General features: G+C 52.1%; 15 protein-coding genes. 6 read left to right on the top strand and 9 right to left on the bottom strand.

The features are described 5' to 3' along the window. The first annotated feature begins 351 nt into the window (after positions 1 to 351). Positions 352 to 762, top strand: a complete 411-nt coding sequence (locus JUK32_RS11545) for a hypothetical protein (protein ID WP_204139004.1) — start codon at positions 352 to 354, stop codon at positions 760 to 762. 29 nt (positions 763 to 791) lie between these two features. Here the strand turns inward: JUK32_RS11545 and JUK32_RS11540 are convergent, their stop codons facing one another. The 3 genes from JUK32_RS11540 to JUK32_RS11530 all read right to left on the bottom strand — a co-directional run bounded on the left by JUK32_RS11540 (position 792) and on the right by JUK32_RS11530 (position 4,272). Then, a complete protein-coding gene (locus JUK32_RS11540; RefSeq protein WP_204139003.1) occupies positions 792 to 1,919 on the bottom strand; it encodes a Gfo/Idh/MocA family protein in 1,128 nt (375 codons plus the stop codon). Between the two features lie 59 nt (positions 1,920 to 1,978). Continuing rightward, positions 1,979 to 3,106 (bottom strand): Gfo/Idh/MocA family protein, encoded by a 1,128-nt coding sequence (locus tag JUK32_RS11535; RefSeq protein WP_204139002.1) that lies wholly within the window; start codon positions 3,104 to 3,106, stop codon positions 1,979 to 1,981. A 113-nt stretch (positions 3,107 to 3,219) separates the two neighbouring features. Next, positions 3,220 to 4,272, bottom strand: coding sequence for a hypothetical protein (locus tag JUK32_RS11530; protein ID WP_204139001.1), 1,053 nt, complete (start codon positions 4,270 to 4,272; stop codon positions 3,220 to 3,222). A gap of 725 nt (positions 4,273 to 4,997) precedes the next feature. On the opposite strand from JUK32_RS11530, the gene rfbF reads away from it, so the two are divergent. The 4 genes from rfbF (at position 4,998) to JUK32_RS11510 (ending at position 8,993) form a co-directional block, all read left to right on the top strand. Then, the gene (gene rfbF, locus JUK32_RS11525) at positions 4,998 to 5,771 is read left to right on the top strand and encodes a glucose-1-phosphate cytidylyltransferase (RefSeq protein ID WP_204139000.1); all 774 of its coding nucleotides are present in this window, start codon (positions 4,998 to 5,000) and stop codon (positions 5,769 to 5,771) included. 202 nt (positions 5,772 to 5,973) lie between these two features. Next, positions 5,974 to 7,041 carry a CDP-glucose 4,6-dehydratase gene (gene rfbG / locus JUK32_RS11520; protein WP_204138999.1) on the top strand — a complete coding sequence of 356 codons (1,068 nt, stop codon included), beginning with the start codon at positions 5,974 to 5,976 and terminating at the stop codon, positions 7,039 to 7,041. Between the two features lie 102 nt (positions 7,042 to 7,143). Beyond that, positions 7,144 to 7,674 (top strand): dTDP-4-dehydrorhamnose 3,5-epimerase, encoded by a 531-nt coding sequence (rfbC, locus tag JUK32_RS11515; protein ID WP_204138998.1) that lies wholly within the window; start codon positions 7,144 to 7,146, stop codon positions 7,672 to 7,674. A 23-nt stretch (positions 7,675 to 7,697) separates the two neighbouring features. Next, complete coding sequence (locus tag JUK32_RS11510; RefSeq protein ID WP_204138997.1) at positions 7,698 to 8,993, top strand: NAD(P)H-dependent oxidoreductase; 1,296 nt, start codon at positions 7,698 to 7,700, stop codon at positions 8,991 to 8,993. A gap of 298 nt (positions 8,994 to 9,291) precedes the next feature. Here JUK32_RS11510 and JUK32_RS11505 read toward each other — a convergent pair whose 3' ends face one another. Together JUK32_RS11505 and JUK32_RS11500 are read right to left on the bottom strand one after the other, a co-directional pair. Then, positions 9,292 to 9,837, bottom strand: coding sequence for a DUF4149 domain-containing protein (locus JUK32_RS11505; protein WP_204138996.1), 546 nt, complete (start codon positions 9,835 to 9,837; stop codon positions 9,292 to 9,294). Between the two features lie 371 nt (positions 9,838 to 10,208). After that, entirely contained in the window at positions 10,209 to 10,523 is a 315-nt protein-coding gene (locus tag JUK32_RS11500; RefSeq protein ID WP_204139006.1) for a DUF6679 family protein, read from the bottom strand. Between the two features lie 449 nt (positions 10,524 to 10,972). Here JUK32_RS11500 and recJ point away from each other — a divergent pair, with 449 nt between their 5' ends. Continuing rightward, positions 10,973 to 13,333, top strand: a complete 2,361-nt coding sequence (gene recJ, locus JUK32_RS11495; protein WP_204138995.1) for a single-stranded-DNA-specific exonuclease RecJ — start codon at positions 10,973 to 10,975, stop codon at positions 13,331 to 13,333. Here the strand turns inward: recJ and JUK32_RS11490 are convergent. The 4 genes from JUK32_RS11490 to hpsN form a co-directional block, all read right to left on the bottom strand. Continuing rightward, on the bottom strand, positions 13,330 to 13,614 hold the full coding sequence (locus tag JUK32_RS11490) for a hypothetical protein (protein WP_204138994.1): 285 nt from the start codon (positions 13,612 to 13,614) through the stop codon (positions 13,330 to 13,332). The genes recJ and JUK32_RS11490 overlap by 4 nt on opposite strands. A gap of 113 nt (positions 13,615 to 13,727) precedes the next feature. Further along, positions 13,728 to 14,915: a hormogonium polysaccharide biosynthesis glycosyltransferase HpsP gene (hpsP, locus tag JUK32_RS11485; protein ID WP_204138993.1), complete on the bottom strand. Its 1,188-nt coding sequence runs from the start codon at positions 14,913 to 14,915 to the stop codon at positions 13,728 to 13,730. Further along, positions 14,912 to 16,084 (bottom strand): hormogonium polysaccharide biosynthesis glycosyltransferase HpsO, encoded by a 1,173-nt coding sequence (gene hpsO / locus JUK32_RS11480; RefSeq protein WP_204138992.1) that lies wholly within the window; start codon positions 16,082 to 16,084, stop codon positions 14,912 to 14,914. The genes hpsP and hpsO overlap by 4 nt, the downstream gene beginning before the upstream one ends. An 86-nt stretch (positions 16,085 to 16,170) precedes the next feature. Continuing rightward, complete coding sequence (gene hpsN, locus JUK32_RS11475; RefSeq protein ID WP_204139005.1) at positions 16,171 to 17,163, bottom strand: hormogonium polysaccharide biosynthesis glycosyltransferase HpsN; 993 nt, start codon at positions 17,161 to 17,163, stop codon at positions 16,171 to 16,173. Positions 17,164 to 17,477: the final 314 nt, after the last annotated feature.

The raw sequence follows: 17,477 nt of genomic DNA, 5'->3' as shown, positions 1-17,477 counted from the left end.
GGGAGTTCAGTCATGACCAAAGCCTAACATCCTCTGCTAGCTCATCGCTTGAGTCAACCTGGTTGAGCAATTACTAAGCTGGAATAGCTGTTTCGGCTGTCCCAAGACAGGCAAGATGTCTGCTCTAAACAATTGGGATGTTATTGGATCCTCATTCCTGAGCCGTTGAAATGGACATCTCGAGGGAAGGCGTTGAAGGCTTGAAAAATGCTAGAGCGCCGTTACAGTATCTAGGCCGTAGTGAGGACACGGTGAGATAAGCTGTGTGACGCCTGTGTCTGATTGCGGCAAAAGTGACCAATAATTACAGTTGTATATTTGTGTTTTTCCTGTTTTAGGCAGCTTTAGGTCATGACTTCTTCTCCAGACGTATTGCAAGCTGCAAAAGCGATCCGCCCTTATTTAGCTGAGTTACTAGAGCGTCCCGATGCCAACGCCATGGGCGATCGCCTGGAGCTCGCCCTGAATGCCACCACTGACACAGCAGCGCAGCAAGCCGAGATTCGCCGGGTTTTGTCCGTCGCGGAGCCGACCCGCGAGTGGCTGCGACTCTATCTTGAAGAGCAGAAACCAGCTGCTGAAATTCTCAGCATTATTCGGACGTATCATCCCCTGCCAGGCAAAGCAGGCGTGGTGGCCAGCCCCCGCTACCGCTGCCCGGTGGCGAGTTGCCATCAAACGTGGTATCGCCGCGAGGTGGGCGCTGAGGTTCCCAATTGTCCGATCCATGGCGTTCAGATGGTGCGAGAAAGTAAGGTTTAACCCTGCCTAACTTGCAGTCACATGCGCGTTCATTGTGCCCAGACCATGGGCTGTGGCGGTTCAAAGGTCGTAGTCAGGGTATAAGGCCCACCCGTAGCGAGGGAATTTTGGATGGCGATCGCCAACTCATTGTTGTGCAACGATACATCCGCAGCCATTCTGCTGGAGCGATTTTCGGTAATGGCATCGGCCATCTCTGCCACTCCGCGACAAAAGTCCATTTTTTGCGCTCCCCGAGTCTTAAAATTCGGGGTCTTACGCACTAAGGGTAACTTCTGCCGAAAGGGATTCATCAAGACCTTGCGGCGAATACGTAACATTCGCTGCACGTAGACGGGGTCATCATACTTCCAACAGTCATGAATGCTGAGGACACCCTCTTCACCAAAAATCCGTAACTGATGGTCATGGGTTGCCACAATGCTGCAGGTTAGACGTGCCACAACCCCCGATTGAAACTGAATACAGGCAACAGAAAAGTCAGGGGTATCATTGGGGGCCAACACAACATCTTGCACCTTGTCGTGCACTAAACAAGAGGAGAAGGCCGTGACCGATTGCGCAGGGCCAAAAAACATCGTGAGCCAGTTAACGTAATATCCCGCATGTTCTAAAGTGCAGCCCACTTCAAATTCATCTTGATAAGGCCAAGGCGTTCCTGAGTCTGAAATCCAGTGCTGATAGGGCATTTTATGCACTAGCCCATCGTCCATTTCGGCGTATACCAAATACACCTTGCCGACAGCATTATCCCGCAGTGCTTTCCAAACCGTTTGCGCTGTTTCGCTCAAGGCACTGCAAGGTGCAGAGGAGAGATGCAACCCCTTTTCTGCGGCCAGGGAAACCAGTTCCTTCGCCTGATCAATTGACATGGCCAGGGGCTTTTCAGAATAGACGTGTTTGCCCGCTGATAAAGCTGCCTTAGAAACTTCAAAATGGCTTCTGGGATTTGTCAAATTTAAGACAATATCTACTTGCGGATCTGCCAACAGTTCCTCTAGTGAGTCATAGGTTGGTAGCGAATGATATTCGGCAAATTTCTTAACGCGCTCAGGTCGTTTATCAGTGACTCCAACCAATTCAAGTTGAGGATGAAAAGATAGTGTACTGAGGTAAAAGTCAGCTACGAATCCGCAGCCTACGATCGCGATTTTCATAGAACCTTTTTGAAAAATAAAATATTGCGTGAAAGAGACCTAATACTGCGCTATCTGGATTATTCAGAAACCGCTACACCATCATCCTGAGCATACCTTAGTTGCCACGATTCTCTTAAGGTATCCATTAGATCTAGCACCTGTAGCGTATCTGCCCAAGGCATCAGTGGACTTTCTAACAGTCCCGCTTGTAGGCAACGACCGACTTCGATGGCCTGGTATTGATAACCGTTGCCGCCATCCAGTTGCGTCATCGTTTTGCCGCCTGTCGGTCGCCATCGACGGAGCCTTTTGTACCAAGCATTGGTCTTCAGGGTAGATTTCAAACGCCCTTTTAAGTCGGTGGGTAAACTCGCCGGGGGGGGCGCGGCTAGAGTTTCACGGTCAGGAAATTGATGAACCACCAGGCATTCGGGATAAAAGAACGGTGGTTTAATCACCAGTTGTCCCCGTGTGCCCGCAATTACCGCTTGATTCGTGCTGTAAGTTTGCACTGTGGCAGCCAGTTGTGCGAGTGCACCGTTGGCATATTGCAGGAGCATACTGCATTGTTCGTCGACACCAGTTGGCCCCATATGAGCAAATCCGGTAATTCGCTCAGGTTTTCCCAACAAATAAACCGCCAGTGATAAGGCATAACACCCCCGATCTAGCAAAGTGCCGCCGCCCAACTCCGGGTTAAATAGACGGCTCTCAGCGCTAAAGCCAACCGGATACCCAAAGTCTGCCGTAATGAAGCGAATATCCCCTAAATCACCCTGTTGGACAATGCGCCGTACTTCTTGCATCAGGGGAATAAAGCGCATCCACATGGCTTCCATACAAAATAGATTCTTAGCTTTGGCCGTTGCGAAAATCTTCTCGGCCTCGTGGCGATTAATCGTGAACGGTTTTTCACACAACACCGGCTTACCCGCTTCGAGTGCCAGCAAGCAATCTTCATAATGACGAATATGGGGGGTCGCCACATAAACGACATCAATATCAATCGCTTTGACTAATTCTTGATAGCTGGCATAAGCCCGACAGCTGGGAAAAGTTTGGGCGAATTGCTCGGCCTTATCGCGCGATCGCGAAGCTACCGCTGCCAACGCCGCACCAGGGACCCGTCGGAGGTCTTTGGCAAATTGTCCGGCAATCCAGCCGGTGCCAAGAATGCCCCACCGCACTAAGTTTTGTTCAACCATCGCACCTGTTAAATAGCAATCAGAGTTTTAGACAATGTTGTTCAAAAAGTAGCTAACTGCAACTGAATGAGAACTACAAACTTTAGCAGACGTTCCATCATTCTTGCCAGTGATTACTTACTGAAGTGACGTAAAACAATAGTCCGAACATCAATTTTTAATTGTCGCTTATAATCCTGCCAAAATGCTTGAGTCTCTTTGGCCGCAGCTTCGATGTCAACTGCTGCTAGTGTGGCTGCTAGATGCTTCCAATTAGAACATTTGGGGCAAGGAAACTCTGGTCCGAATACCTGTGTCCAATAGCTAGGCTCAAGCAACAGAGAGATAGCATCTTGCCAATAGCGAAAAGTCCAAACTTTATGCTGCTTGGCCTTCTCCGGCTTAAGAATCTCTTTCAGAATCTGCTTGATGATATTGAATTTGCTGACATCTTCAACGACAGGAATCGCCCCTACTTCAAGGGCCTCATAAAATCGACTGGTTTCCGCGCAACGATTGCCTGCTGGGGATAGCACAAAGACTGTGTCACAAATGAGTTCAACATATCCCTCAAAACTCAGATCCTGGCTGTCGTTGTATCCTTTGCCAACGTAAGCAATGCCGCCAGGAATATTCTGGGCCTGTTCCATCATGGCGCGCCGGGATACTTTTCCTCCCAACTGACCAGCAAACGACCAGTAATACTGGCGATCGCTAATGGGTCGCTCCACGGTGTATTTGTGCAGACCTTGCTTATATCCCACCGGGACAAATAATACGTGGGGTAAATGAGCTACATCGGGGCGATAGAAGTTCCGAAAGACAAAGTCTGCCTCAAGGTAAAAATCAACTGGTGATGTAAACCATTCATCACTGAGGTGCAGTACACCGATCTGATAGCCTTGTTGCTTAAAGCGCCCTAGATAATCTTTGACCGACGTTGCGCCTTTGGGGTTACCGCGAGTGATCACAATGGCATTGTCTATCACCACGTCGAAATTGGGGTCAGCGATATGATTGACTGTGAACTCAGAAAATAGGAAATCTATCCAATCCTTCTCAATCAACCCGTCTGTACTAATCTGCCAAATCAGATTGACCGTTGTGGCAGCGGATACATCAGAATTGACCGTACCTAGATTTTGGGCTGCTGGTTGCTGATCCACGTTTAAATCCACAATAGACATAAATTATTCCCTGTATCGACTAGAACTTAAGTCTTAATCGGTTATATATCGTACTTCTAATGAAAAAATACTAGCAGAGCTTTGAATTTTAGTGTGATCGCATTCAATACGCTAGAGAGTCCGTCAATGCTGCCCCTCGACGATGCCTGATGGGCAAGACACTTCGCCCTAGTTTAATTAGGAAATAGCCTGACTGGAAGGCATCCTCCCAACAGTGATTATCCATTTAGTTCTCCCGTATGAAGACAGAGCCTTGGTCATAAATAACGACGTTAGTCCCCTGTGTCACTCTCATCTGGATGTATTAAAGTTGACTCAACTCTCGGCCAATATATTTCTTGATGCTGAGTGAACTGCAATGGGGCACATCCATGCCAAGGTTATGCACTAGTCAATCTTCCAACAAAACCAATGGGACTAGATATCTCATATCCGAACTTGTACTAAGCTCACGTTTAACCAACACCAAACTATATTCAGTTACTCAGTAATTTTTCGTAGGTCAGCCCTTGAAGCCAAGACGAAACGGACGTACTCACTCAAAATTCATATACTAAGCTCGAATCATAAAGCTTATATGAAGTTGTTAGAGGCATTGCTGATCCCGATTTGGGAGATGTTACAGATATGGTGGCGATAGCAACAACGTAGGATTTATATTACCTTTACGTGTGAGCTATCGCACATATTGTTTAATTGTTGATATTTAGTGGTTCTTTGGTCATATGAAAGCTGTCATATTAGCTGGCGGATTGGGAACGCGCTTAAGTGAGGAAACTGCTATTAAGCCAAAGCCAATGGTTGAAATTGGTGGCAAGCCAATTCTTTGGCACATTATGAAAACTTACTCTCACTATGGCATTACAGACTTCATTGTTTGCTGTGGTTATAAGGGATATGTGATCAAGGAGTATTTTGCTAACTATTTTCTCCACATGTCTGACGTTACGTTTGACATGCGCTTTAATCAAATGAACGTCCACGCTGGAAAGGCTGAGCCCTGGCGCGTCACGTTGGTAGATACCGGCGATACGACAATGACGGGTGGTCGTCTAAAGCGGGTGCGCGAGCACATTGGTAATGAGGATTTCTGTTTTACCTATGGTGACGGCGTATCTAATGTGGATATCTCGGCTCTAGTTGAATTCCATAAGCAGCAAAATACGTTGGCTACTCTGACAGCTGTGCAGCCACCTGGCCGCTTCGGCGCGATCGCCTTGGCTAAAGAACAGACTAAGATTACTCACTTTCAAGAAAAGCCAGAAGGCGATGGAGCCTGGATTAATGGTGGTTTCTTTGTGCTCAATCCGCAGGTGATCGACTTCATCGAGAATGATTCAATTTCTTGGGAAAAAGAGCCGCTGCAAAAGCTAGCTCATAAAGAAGAGTTGTCAGCCTATAAGCACAATGGCTTTTGGCAGCCGATGGATACTTTGCGTGACAAGCAGTATCTTGAAAGACTTTGGGATGCGAATGAAGCCCCTTGGAAGGTATGGTAATTTATTCAGTTTTAAGAGGAGATTAATTGCCTGAGTGACTTAATCTCCTCTGCCGAGGGCTTTTGCTTTGTAGAGGTTCGACAAGGATATTTAAATCGTCATATCTAGTACGTAAAAGATTGGTTTGAGTTTTAATGAATCTTGTTTTCCGTCTTGCTCTACAAAGCAACCTCATTTTTGCTAACCATATTTTTTTGACATTATGAATGCTGATTTTTGGCGCGGTAAGCGAGTTTTTCTGACAGGTCACACTGGCTTTAAGGGCAGTTGGATGTCCCTTTGGTTGCAAACCGCTGGGGCCGAGGTGATGGGGTATTCCCTGTTGCCACCTACCAGTCCCAGTTTGTTTGACGTGGCTAACGTTAGTGAAGGCATGGCCTCAGTAGAGGGAGATGTTCGCGACTTGGAGAAGTTGCAGGCAGCGATCGCCCAGCATCAGCCCGAGATCATTTTCCACATGGCCGCTCAGCCGCTGGTGCGTTATTCCTACAAGCATCCTGTAGAAACCTACTCCACCAACGTCATGGGCACTGTGCATTTGCTCGAAGCGGCGCGTCAGACGAATTGCGCCCGAGTCGTCGTGAACATCACCAGTGACAAATGCTACGAGAACCGCGAATGGGTGTGGGGCTATCGCGAAAACGAAGCGATGGGGGGACATGATCCTTACTCCAACAGCAAAGGCTGTGCGGAGTTAGTCGCTGCGGCCTATCGCAATTCCTTCTTTAGTCCAGAGCAATACGACGAGCACACAACGAGTTTAGCGAGTGTTCGTGCCGGCAATGTGATTGGCGGTGGTGACTGGGCGGAAGATCGGCTGATTCCTGACATTATGCGGGCCATCATGGCGGGTGAGTCGGTCTTGATTCGTAGTCCGAATGCTATTCGCCCCTGGCAACATGTGCTGGAGCCGCTGAATGGATACATGACTTTGGCTGAGCAAATGTGGGAAGACGGGGGCACCTACGCAGAGGGGTGGAACTTTGGGCCGAATGATGAAGATGCTCGACCCGTTTCTTGGATTACTGAGCAGCTAACTCGGCTCTGGGGAGACGGTGCTTCTTGGCAATTAGACACTAAGGTGAATCCCCACGAAGCGACTTACTTGAAGCTGGATTGCTCGAAAGCGAAGAGTCGACTCAAGTGGCAACCCAAACTAGATTTAGGCATGACCCTAGAATGGATTGTGGAGTGGTATCAAGCCTATATGGCTGAGCAAGACATGCAGAAACTTACGGCCGCCCAGATTCAACGTTATGGCAATCTGTAGAGGCAGTTGCTGGTAGTTCTACCCCCCTCAGCACGACGGCGTGGCGATCGCCGATGTTGTCGTGCATGTGTTCAATCTCTGTCTATTCATTAGCCAAGATCAATGATTTTTAACGAAACAGCAATTCAGGGGGTCTACATTATTGACCTGGATTTGCGCAAAGACGATCGCGGCTTCTTTGCCCGCACGTTTTGTGCCCGCGAGTTTGAAGAGCATGGCCTCAAGCCCGTCGTCGCTCAGTGCAATATGTCCTTTAATTACAAAAAGGGTACCCAGCGGGGCATGCATTTTCAGGTTCCACCCGCCACTGAGACCAAGCTTGTGCGCTGCACCCAAGGGGCGATTTATGACGTCATTGTTGATTTGCGGGAAGACTCCCCTACCTACTTGAAACATGTCGGCGTCGAACTGACAGCGGAAAATCGCCGGGCTCTATATGTGCCTGAAATGTTTGCCCACGGATACCAAACCTTGACCGACAATGCCGAGGTAGTCTACCAGGTGACAGAATTTTATACCCCAGGCTACGAGCGGGGACTCCGGTACAGTGACCCTAAGCTAGGGATTGACTGGCCTTTGCCAGCTAGCGTGATTTCTGAGAAAGACGCTAACTGGCCCTTATTGAGTGATTAGAGTTATTTCTTAGGAGCGCTGCCATGATTATTGTTGATACCGCTCTTCAGGCCCGGGCCGAGGCCGGCAATCCGGTTAGAGTCGGCATGATTGGTGCGGGTTTTATGGGCCGAGGCATTGCCAATCAAATCATTAATTCTGTCCCAGGGATGGAGTTGGTGGCGGTTTTCAGTCGGCGGCTAGAGGATGCTAAGCGCCCCTACGAGGAAGCCGGGGTTGATCATATTCAAGCGGTGCGGACGGTTGCTGAATTAGAAGATGCGATCGCGGCGGGCCAACCTGCTGTCACCGAAGATGCTTCCCTCTTGTGCAAAGCCGAAAACATTGATGCCTTGGTTGAAGTTACTGGCACCATTGAATTTGGCACGCAGATCGTGATGGAGGCGATCGCGAACCACAAGCATGTCGTACTCATGAATGCGGAACTGGACGGCACCATTGGGCCGATTCTGAAGGTATATGCTGATCGTGCTGGCGTAGTGCTGTCTAACTGCGACGGTGACCAGCCCGGCGTGGAAATGAACCTCTACCGCTACGTCAAAAGCATCGGCTTTACTCCCTTGCTCTGCGGCAACATCAAAGGGCTGCAAGATCGCTACCGCAATCCCACCACGCAAAAAAGCTTTGCCGAGAAGTGGAAGCAAGCTCCCTACATGGTGACCAGCTTTGCTGACGGGACGAAGATTTCCTTTGAGCAGGCGATCGTCGCCAACGCCACTGGTATGACAGTGGCTCAGCGTGGCATGTTGGGATACGACTTTCGTGGACATGTTGACGACATGACTCACCTGTACGATGTCGATCAACTCAAAGCTCTAGGTGGCATTGTTGATTATGTTGTTGGTGCCCAACCAGCGGCGGGCGTCTTTATCTACGCGACTAACGAAGACCCCAAGCATCAACATTATCTGAACTATTACAAGCGCGGTGAAGGACCACTTTACAGTTTCTACACCCCTTATCACATTTGCCACTTTGAGGTGCCGCTGTCCCTTGCTCGGGCCGCACTCTTCCAAGATGCGGTGATGGCACCCCTGGGCAAACCCATGGTAGATGTGGTGGCCACCGCCAAAATCGACTTAGAGGCAGGAGCGACTCTCGATGGTATCGGCTACTACATGACCTACGGCCAGTGCGAAAAGAGCGACATCACCCTGGCGGAAAAACTCTTGCCCATGGGCTTAGCAGAAGGCTGCAAGCTGAAGCGGCCCGTCGCGAAAGATACGGTGTTGACTTACGACGACGTAATTTTTCCGGAAAACCGCCACTGTGACAAATTGCGGGCTGAACAAGACGCCTACTTCAAAGCTGAAAGCTAACAGGCTTGAGGGAAAATAAAAGACCCGCTGGAGGGAGTTTCGACTCCGCTCAACTTTCGAGATTGAAAGGTAGAGCTATGACTTTATTGAGCCGAAACTCCCTAAGTTGTTTGTGAGCGCTAGCCTAGTGCCGACGGGGACAAGTGGGAAACATCGCGATGTGCGCGCTTATTCAGTACGCTCATTGGTCCAAAATTAAATCCCAGGCTTGCTGATGGGTTTGGCAACGTTACGCCTGAATAGTTCAGTCGTGCTCACCGCACATTGGAAAAGCTACCGATGGGCTCGATGGAGTGACCTAAGCGACGATATCGACGGTGGCATAAGCCTCATTGCTGGGACGTAGATCACTCAGCAATAACCCCCCCATGCCAGCGAGGCAGGCGAGCTTACAGACTTCTAGCAGCCAATACAGGCTATGCATCCCAGGCATGACAGGAGTGAGGGCGCTTTGCCGAGCATTTTCTAACTCAAAGGCCAGAGCACTCATTTGAGGGGCCAGAAAATAGGCATCTACTAAGATCAGGCCTAACAGGGCGATACCTAAAGCGACCGTCCAACGGCAACGGCTACCGCTATGGCAAACTTCAAACTCTTGAGGGCGGTGTCGCATCGCTAAGGCCCCTGTCAACAAGACGGCGGCACACAGTAGCTCAACGCGGTTGAATGACCAAAAAAGCGAATAGCCCGCAACCGCAAAATTGCTATCGGCTGCCATGCCTGAGACGTACATGATGGGCATGATCAAAAAGTCGAGCAGGAGATTACTGCTAAGCCAAAATGCCGCGATCGCTAGTACCCAAGGAGTCCAAGCGGGGCGAGAGAAATTTGATTGAGAAAGCATGGTGTTATCGATCCAAGAAAACGGCCGCCCCTACGCTTAGAAAAATACGTTGTCGGCAGCAACGATCACTCACCGACAGCCATGTATTGAGGGGACGATACCTTCCATTTTGCCGACCTGCCATCACTTTTCGGCACTAGCTGACATGAACTGTTGTGTTCACAAAGATTTGGATGAAATAACTTAAACAAATGTGATTGAGTGTTGTGCTAGCTAACGCTTTGTATTGTCAGCACAAAAACTGACTCAACGAATGCTGAGTCAGTTTCCAATGGTTGATTGGATGAAATGGCCAAAACCCTACTGTTGTCAGGGGCAGTTGAATGGTGCTAAAGCCTTACCTAACCGATCTCATTCCAGATCACGGGGAGTTAATCAGGATTTGATTCTCGCCGGGGTGGATCAGAAAGCTGCTCGTTTTCGGGGCAGTCGTCGGTCATGGGGAAGTCAAACTCACCTCGGGGTACAGCCGCTAAGCGTTGCATAACCGATCCGATGCTTTCGAGCCGGATGAGCTCTTCCCAAGAACAAACCTCATCTTCTTCGTCGGTTTCATACCGAACAGTAACGAGGTCGCCCTCAATATCTAAAATTGTGGCGCGTTCGAGCCAACGTTGTTGATCCCGTAAGAAAATCCAAACCTCTTTACCCTCACAGCAAAGTTGATAAATCTTGCGGTGAAGCATGTAACCGTACTCCTTAATCGTGACATTCAAACGGGGCAGATGGATAAATACTTAAGCTTCTGCCTGGCGTACATTCTGGCTAAGGTCATGGACGCTTAGCGTCAGCAAACCAGAAATTTTCAGAGAGGAATGCTCGTAACTTTTTGGACAAGGATAAACGACTCCTTACAGTCTAAGGCGACTCGTCCAATTGCGTGGCATAAACCCAGTAAATCCGCCACATCTTCACGGTAGTTTAGGTCAAGGGGGAATTGATGGAGCGATCGCGGCTGATTTCTAGCAATCACGGCTCAACTGGAAAGGCTGATGTGCCGATCGCTACCCTTGAATGAATTAGCTAGGATCAAATTATTGTTGTTGATATTGGTACCCTGGCTCACCCGTTGATCGCCTGAGCAATTTCAACGATGGTTTCCTGACGATGGCTCCGGTGGTAAGGCGCGTATAAGATGACTTTTCCTCGATTTCAATGGCATTTGGATGAACGTGACTTGCCATCGGCTCAGTGGCAACAAGCGTTGGCCGACTGGGCGGCTCATCGGGGTTGGCAGATGCCGTTTATTGAACTGGTGGGCCAACTGCTCTGGCAGCGCGGCTGGCGGCAATTCCACGAGATTGGCGGTTATCTCAATGCAGAAGAGTATGAACCGACTGCGCCGGGGGCATTTGGGGAGGAAATGAGGCGGGCGATCGCCCGCCTCCGCACCGCTCACCAACAGCAGGAAAAAGTTGCCATCTGGGGCGATTTTGATGCGGATGGCTTGACCGCGACTGCCGTTCTCTGGGAAGGGTTGGGGCAGTTCTTTCCCCAGACTGCACGATTGCGCTACTACATTCCTAATCGCTTTACGGAGTCCCATGGGCTGTCGATTGCTGGGTTGGACGAGTTGGCAGCTTGGGGCTGCGACCTCATAGTGACCTGTGACACGGGCAGCACTGCAGCCTCTGAACTGGCCTACGCCGCTGAGCTGGGCCTAGATGTGATTGTGACGGATCACCACACTTTAGCTGAGACGCGCCCGCCAGTCGTCGCCCTGGTCAATCCCCGGCAGCTACCGGAGGGCCATCCCCTCGGGGACCTTTCGGGTGTGGCCGTGGCCTACAAACTGGTGGAGGCGTTGTATGAGGAATTACCGGAGATTCCCCAACAGCCTTTGGAAACGCTGCTGGATTTAGTCGCGATCGGGCTGATTGCCGATTTAGTCGCGCTGCGGGGGGACTGTCGGTATCTCACTCAGCGGGGGCTGCAAGTGTTGGAGGCGCAAGCCAAAGCGGGGGTGCGGCCCGGCGTGACGAAGCTGCTGGAGTTTTGTAAGCGCACGGGCGATCGCCCCTCGGATGTGGCCTTTGGCATTGGCCCCCGCATCAACGCGGTGAGTCGCATTCATGGCGATGCCAGCTTTGGGGTGGAGTTGTTGACCAGTCGCGATCGCCGTCAGGCTGAAGCCCTGGCCCTAGAGGCCGAACTCGCCAACACTCGCCGCAAAGAGCTGCAAGCCAACGTGTTGCGTCAGGCCAAAATGCAGCTTGATCGCCTGGATCTCAGCACGACTCAGGTGATTTTGCTCAGCGATCCCCAATGGTCTCCCGGCGTCTTGGGGCTGGTGGCCAGCCAAATCGCCCAGGAATACGATCGCCCCACCATTCTGTTTCAAACCGAAACGACTGCCGCCCCCGGACAACCCTTGTTGGCGCGTGGGTCAGCCCGCTCCGTTCACCAAATTGATCTGTATGAGTTAGTCAAAGCGCAAGACCATCTATTGACCAGTTTTGGTGGTCATCCCTTTGCCGCTGGCATGACCTTGCCCATTGAAAATTTGCCCTTGCTGACCGCTGGGTTAAATCGCGCCGTGCGGGCCTACTTGCCCACTACCGACCTCACTCAACCGCCCCCCCTAGCGGTGGACTGCGTGGTTGCTGTGGCTGACCTTGGCAAAGACTTGTTTCGTGCCCTGAAGCTCTTGGAACCTTACGGTATGGGCAATCCTACGCCCCGACTCTTGTTGCCGCAGGTGCAGGTTACGAATCTCTGGGAAGAAACTTTGAAGGATCGCCGGGGCGGTAAGCAGCGCTACCACAAGCTTTGCTTTGACATCGTTGGCCCCGCTACGGAGGTCAGTTTTCCCGGACACTGGTGGGGCCATCGGCGTGCCGATTTACCCGAAGGGCTTTACGACGTGGTGGTCGAACTCGATGTGAATACCTTCAAAAAGCGCTACGAAGTCCGCTTAGTTGATCTGCGCCCGGTTGAGGTGGCTAGCGCGCCCGCCACCTCAACCAAAACATCTTGGCTGATTGATCAGCGTGAATCATTTACGGATGCAGTGCCCCCACCGGCTATGGTGGACTGTCCGACCGATTGGGCCGACTTTGGGCCTTACCGCAGTGCCCATGATCCCCTGACGCTGGCGTATCCGCCGCCGCCACCTTTAGCCGCAGAGCCGCAGTGGCAACAGCTGTTGGGGATTGCTAAGTATTTGGCCCGCACGGGGGGCAGTCGTCCGATCGCCGTGCTACAGGCCAAACTGGGGTTAAGCGATCGCACTTTCAACTTCGCGATCGCGGCCTTGCAAAGTCTGGGGTATAAAGTGCAGCGCCAGCGTGATGACCTGAGCCTGAGTGCCCCCCTGGTAACTCCCACCACGGCCCAATACGAGCAAGCCGCCCGCCGCTTTTTGACCGCTTGGCAAGAAGAACACTTTCGACAGCAATACTTCTATGAGGTGCCTGTGGATATTTTGGAGCAGGTCTTGGGGGCAATGCCCCCAAATGCGGCCAGTGCTGAGCCTGCGGCCAACGTCACCGGCTAGCGCGAATATCGAGTTTCGAGCCAGTCCAGGACTTCACCTTCGGATTGGCGGATGAATGTTTGACCAGAGTGCGGGTCAAAGATGTGCCAATGTGCTTCTCCCTGGCTGTTGTAATGCTGGGTGATGCGCGGTTGGTTGCGATCGCGGGTCAGTTCATACACTAAAGCCGCCCCCATCTGGCGCAACCCGTTCCAGACTTGGAGCCGGAATGGGGTCGCGGGCGATCGCTGATACACGCCTTCTAACTGCTGACGAACTTGGATTTCGTTAGGACAAACCATTGCTTGCCTCCTTGAGATGGTGAACCTGTTTGCTGATGAACACACCTTAAGTCGTCCACCTATGAAGCTTCAAAGCACAACACAGATTGCATCCATGCAGAAAATCGATGTATCTACTTGGCGAGTAAATTTTGATAAATTCCGATCGCACTTTCGGCGATCGCGCCCCAACTGTAGTGGTCTTTGGCGCAGCGTTGGGCGTTGAGTCCCCGTTGAGTGCGTTCCTCTGGGGATTGGAGTGCCGCTTGTAATTGAGTGGTGACGGACTCGACGGTGCATTCACAAATCCAACCGGAGTCGGTTTGCTGGATCGTTTCCCAGATGTGGACTTGGTCGGAGATCACGACGGGGATCGCGGCCAGCATCGCCTCGGCGACGGAGATGCCGAAATTTTCATAGTAGGAAGGCAGCACGAACAGGTCGGCAGCTTGGAGCAGAGCGGCTTTGGTGTCGCCAGCGACGTAGCCGGTGAGGGTGACGTGCGATCGCAAGGCTGAATTCTCCACCCGCTCATACACCGACTGTTCGTATGCCCGATCTTGAGGATTGGCCCCACACATGACGAGATGGAAACTCACGTCTGTTTGTTGCAACGTTTCTAACGCGGGGAGCAGTAGGTCAATCCCTTTTTTGGGATCGAGGCGCGACATAAAGAGGATGAGGGGGCGATCACGGGGAATGTCGAAGCGATCGTAGACATCAATCGCGGTGGTTGCTGGTGGCAGAGGCGATACCCCCAGCGGCAAGACGATGCCGGGCGTGTCGGTGCCAAAGCGTTCGGAGACGCGGGCTTCTTGTTCGCTGGTGAAGTGGATGGCGGCGGCGGCGGCAAGGTTGGGCCGTTCTAAAACGGCGGCGTAGAGTTTTTTGATCTGCTGCTTTTTGCGCAAGTCGGCGGGGTCGAGGGTGCCGAGAGGACGCATGAGATAGGGCACGCGGCGCTGCCGCAGGACTGTGGCAGCGAGGGAACTGACGGGGGAAAACAATGCATGGACGTGGGCGATGTCGTAGTCCTGAGCGTGATCCCACAGCCAGCGGAGGAGGTCGAGAGAAAATTTGTAGCGACGAAAGGGCGAGCAGCGGAAGTAGTAGACGGTGTAGTTCTCTTCTGGAACAGGGACGCTGAGCGGTACAGCGAGGGGGGCCTCATCCACATCGCCGTTGGCATCGGTGGTGATAATGGTGACCTCGGCTCCGGTCGCCGCCAACGCTTGCGAAAAGCCACGCACCATTTGGCTAGGGCCGCCGTAAACCAGGGAGATGGAGGGGACGATTTGGAGGATTTTGAGGGGCTGCGTCATGCCACCAGTTCCTGATAAAAGTCGAGAACTTGGTGAGCAAGGGCGCGATTGGTGTATTTTTCCATCGCCAAGTCATAGCCGCGTTTGCTGAGGTCGGTGTGGGTTGCGGGGGAGTCCATGAGGGTGCGGATGCGATCGCTGAGTTCGTCGGCCTTACCTTCGGCAAAAACAAGTCCGGCGTCGCCGATGACGTGGGGGATTTCGCCGGAGTCGGAACCGATGACGGGCACTTGGCAGGCCATGGCTTCAATCAAAACGTGGCCGAATTGCTCGACCCAGCCGACGGCGGTCATGGTTTTGAATTTGTAGGTGGTTTCAGACGGCAGAATGAGGGTGGACATGAGGTTGATGTAGCGGGGCACGTCATCGTGGGGGACGCTTTCGACCCAGCGAATGCGATCGCTGATGCCCAGTTCTACCGCCTGTTTTTGCAAGTCTTCTTTCAAGGGGCCGCGCCCTAACAGCAGACATTTCCATGACTTGGGGTGGTCTTTGAGTTGGCCCAGGGATTTCATTAAGGTCAGCAGCCCTTTTTCTTCCACAAAGCGCCCGACAAAGCCCACGACAAAATCGTCAGCGCCAATATCCAGTTTTTCTAAGAGTTCGGGATGGGGCTGCGGTCGGAACAGGGTTTCATCGACGCCAAGTTGGGGCATAACGCGGATAGGGCCACCGTAGCCGCGATCGCGCAAAATATCGGCCCCGTCCTGATTGCCGGAGATGATGCCGTCGGTACCACCCAGGTTGTATTTTTCCAGCAGGGAAATGGGGAATTTCAGCTCATAGGGCAGGTTCCACCAGGTGAAAAACAACATTTTCGCGTTGAGGCCCAGCAGGCGGTTGAGGGTAATCATTTCGGCATAGGCGAGGCCTTTGGAACCTTGCTCGACTTGAATCACGTGGGGCCGAAACTCCCGCAGCAGCTTGACCAGATCTAGGCCAAAGGTCAACATGCCCTGGTTGTTTTGGCTGAAGTTGGCAATGGGCACGACCCGAAACCGCCCATCCTGCCAGGCTGCTTTTTCAATGATGCGGTTTTGCACGCCACCGGGTTTCCAGCGCTGGGGCACCACCACGGTGACTTCGACATCGGTTGCCTGGGCGAGGGTGCGAAACTTTTCGCAATTCAGGTCAACGATGTAAGTGTGACTGGCAACCAAAACTCTCATGGGCACGTTTCCGGTGACGTTTGATGGTTCAAGAGGATTTCAGGTGACGCTCCCTTTTTGAAGGGAGCGTCACCTGGCTGGCCGACTCAATATTGGGCTGAGAGGGACATGGGGGTATCGGCGGGCGTGGTGTAAACGCGATGTTTTTTGCCGGTTTTGATCAGGGTGCCGATCGCATCCAGTAAACCTAGCCAGTAGAAGACAAAGCGGGTCGCCACTTTGATCGGCGAGCCGCTTTTGTAGCAGGGGGGGTGCCCCAACACATGGCAGTCAAAGAGTTTGGCGTAGAGGCGCAGGGCTTGACCGGGGGTAAGGTTTTTCAACCCCATCAAAAAGTGGTTGTGGTAAAAGGTGATTTGATAGGCGAGCGATCGCGTGCTGATGTCGTGGCAGCCACCACTTTCTTCGCCGATATGAATCAGATTGGCCTCGGGGGAGTACCAGACGATATAGCCCGTTTCGCGTAGGCGTAAGCAAAAGTCCGACTCTTCGCGCACGGCATTACCCCGAAAGCGCTCGTCAAACCGGAGGCCGTGTTTGCCAAAGATTTCGCGCCGAAAGGACATATTGCAGCCCCGCGCACTGATCACCCGTTGGGGTTGCGTCGTGTGGACGAGATCAATGTGATACCAGGCGATCCCCGGATCCATTGCTTCCGGTGGTAGCTGGTCAATCGACAGGTTGGGATCATCGCCCAGCTTCATGCGATCGAACACGCGTCCGGCCACGGCCCCAACTTCGGGCTTTTCCATAAAGACTTTGGCGTGGGCGTGGAGGTAGCTCTCGGGTAGCTCCACATCATCGTCGATAAAGAGAATGATGTCGCCCCGCGATCGCTCGACCCCGTAATTCCGCGCACCGGGCAGGCTCGCCCAACTTAACTGGTAATACTGAATCTGCTCTGTTGCCGTCAGCTCTTCTAAATAAGCCTGGGTCTCGGGCTGGTGGTCTTGAGTCTGATCCACCACGATGACTTCGTAGTCGGGGTAGTCTTGCTTAAGCACATCGGCGAGGGTGCTGCACAGCACCGCTTCGCGTTGGTACGTCGGCACAATAATGCTAATCGAGGGCCACTGCATCATAAAAAGAACGGGACACCGCTCCCGGAGAGTTACTTATGCTTTCGCCTAGTGTTCTCAAATTTCCGTGAATCTCAACATTCGCAGATAAATTTTTCTAAAAGATGGTTGACCGTCACGAATGGGGGAACGGGCCGCGTTATCAGGAGCTCGGCTGGCTCAGCCATGGCCGCCTGGAAATCTGCCAATTCTAGGGCCAGTCATCCTACTTATCGGCAACTGCTGCGATCGCTCACGGTGACGCAATGTTACGGGGATCATGGCGGAGTGACCCAGGGATTCATAAAAAGTTGAACAACCTTTATGCCCCTCGC

The organism is Halomicronema sp. CCY15110 (assembly GCF_016888165.1).
GTDB lineage: Bacteria > Cyanobacteriota > Cyanobacteriia > Phormidesmidales > Phormidesmidaceae > Halomicronema.
The sequence above is the reverse complement of the archived record's forward strand: the minus strand, read 5'-3'. Positions and strand labels throughout refer to the sequence as shown.

Excerpts from the sequence above, each read along its gene's own strand:
- JUK32_RS11510 (WP_204138997.1), top strand. The coding sequence starts at position 7,698 with ATGATTATTGTTGATACCGCTCTTCAGGCCCGGGCCGAGGCCGGCAAT.
- JUK32_RS11545 (WP_204139004.1), top strand. The coding sequence starts at position 352 with ATGACTTCTTCTCCAGACGTATTGCAAGCTGCAAAAGCGATCCGCCCT.
- JUK32_RS11500 (WP_204139006.1), bottom strand. The coding sequence starts at position 10,523 with ATGCTTCACCGCAAGATTTATCAACTTTGCTGTGAGGGTAAAGAGGTT.
- hpsN (WP_204139005.1), bottom strand. The coding sequence starts at position 17,163 with ATGCAGTGGCCCTCGATTAGCATTATTGTGCCGACGTACCAACGCGAA.
- recJ (WP_204138995.1), top strand. The coding sequence starts at position 10,973 with ATGACTTTTCCTCGATTTCAATGGCATTTGGATGAACGTGACTTGCCA.
- rfbC (WP_204138998.1), top strand. The coding sequence starts at position 7,144 with ATGATTTTTAACGAAACAGCAATTCAGGGGGTCTACATTATTGACCTG.
- JUK32_RS11535 (WP_204139002.1), bottom strand. The coding sequence starts at position 3,106 with ATGGTTGAACAAAACTTAGTGCGGTGGGGCATTCTTGGCACCGGCTGG.
- JUK32_RS11505 (WP_204138996.1), bottom strand. The coding sequence starts at position 9,837 with ATGCTTTCTCAATCAAATTTCTCTCGCCCCGCTTGGACTCCTTGGGTA.
- hpsO (WP_204138992.1), bottom strand. The coding sequence starts at position 16,084 with ATGAGAGTTTTGGTTGCCAGTCACACTTACATCGTTGACCTGAATTGC.
- rfbG (WP_204138999.1), top strand. The coding sequence starts at position 5,974 with ATGAATGCTGATTTTTGGCGCGGTAAGCGAGTTTTTCTGACAGGTCAC.
- JUK32_RS11490 (WP_204138994.1), bottom strand. The coding sequence starts at position 13,614 with ATGGTTTGTCCTAACGAAATCCAAGTTCGTCAGCAGTTAGAAGGCGTG.
- rfbF (WP_204139000.1), top strand. The coding sequence starts at position 4,998 with ATGAAAGCTGTCATATTAGCTGGCGGATTGGGAACGCGCTTAAGTGAG.
- JUK32_RS11530 (WP_204139001.1), bottom strand. The coding sequence starts at position 4,272 with ATGTCTATTGTGGATTTAAACGTGGATCAGCAACCAGCAGCCCAAAAT.
- JUK32_RS11540 (WP_204139003.1), bottom strand. The coding sequence starts at position 1,919 with ATGAAAATCGCGATCGTAGGCTGCGGATTCGTAGCTGACTTTTACCTC.
- hpsP (WP_204138993.1), bottom strand. The coding sequence starts at position 14,915 with ATGACGCAGCCCCTCAAAATCCTCCAAATCGTCCCCTCCATCTCCCTG.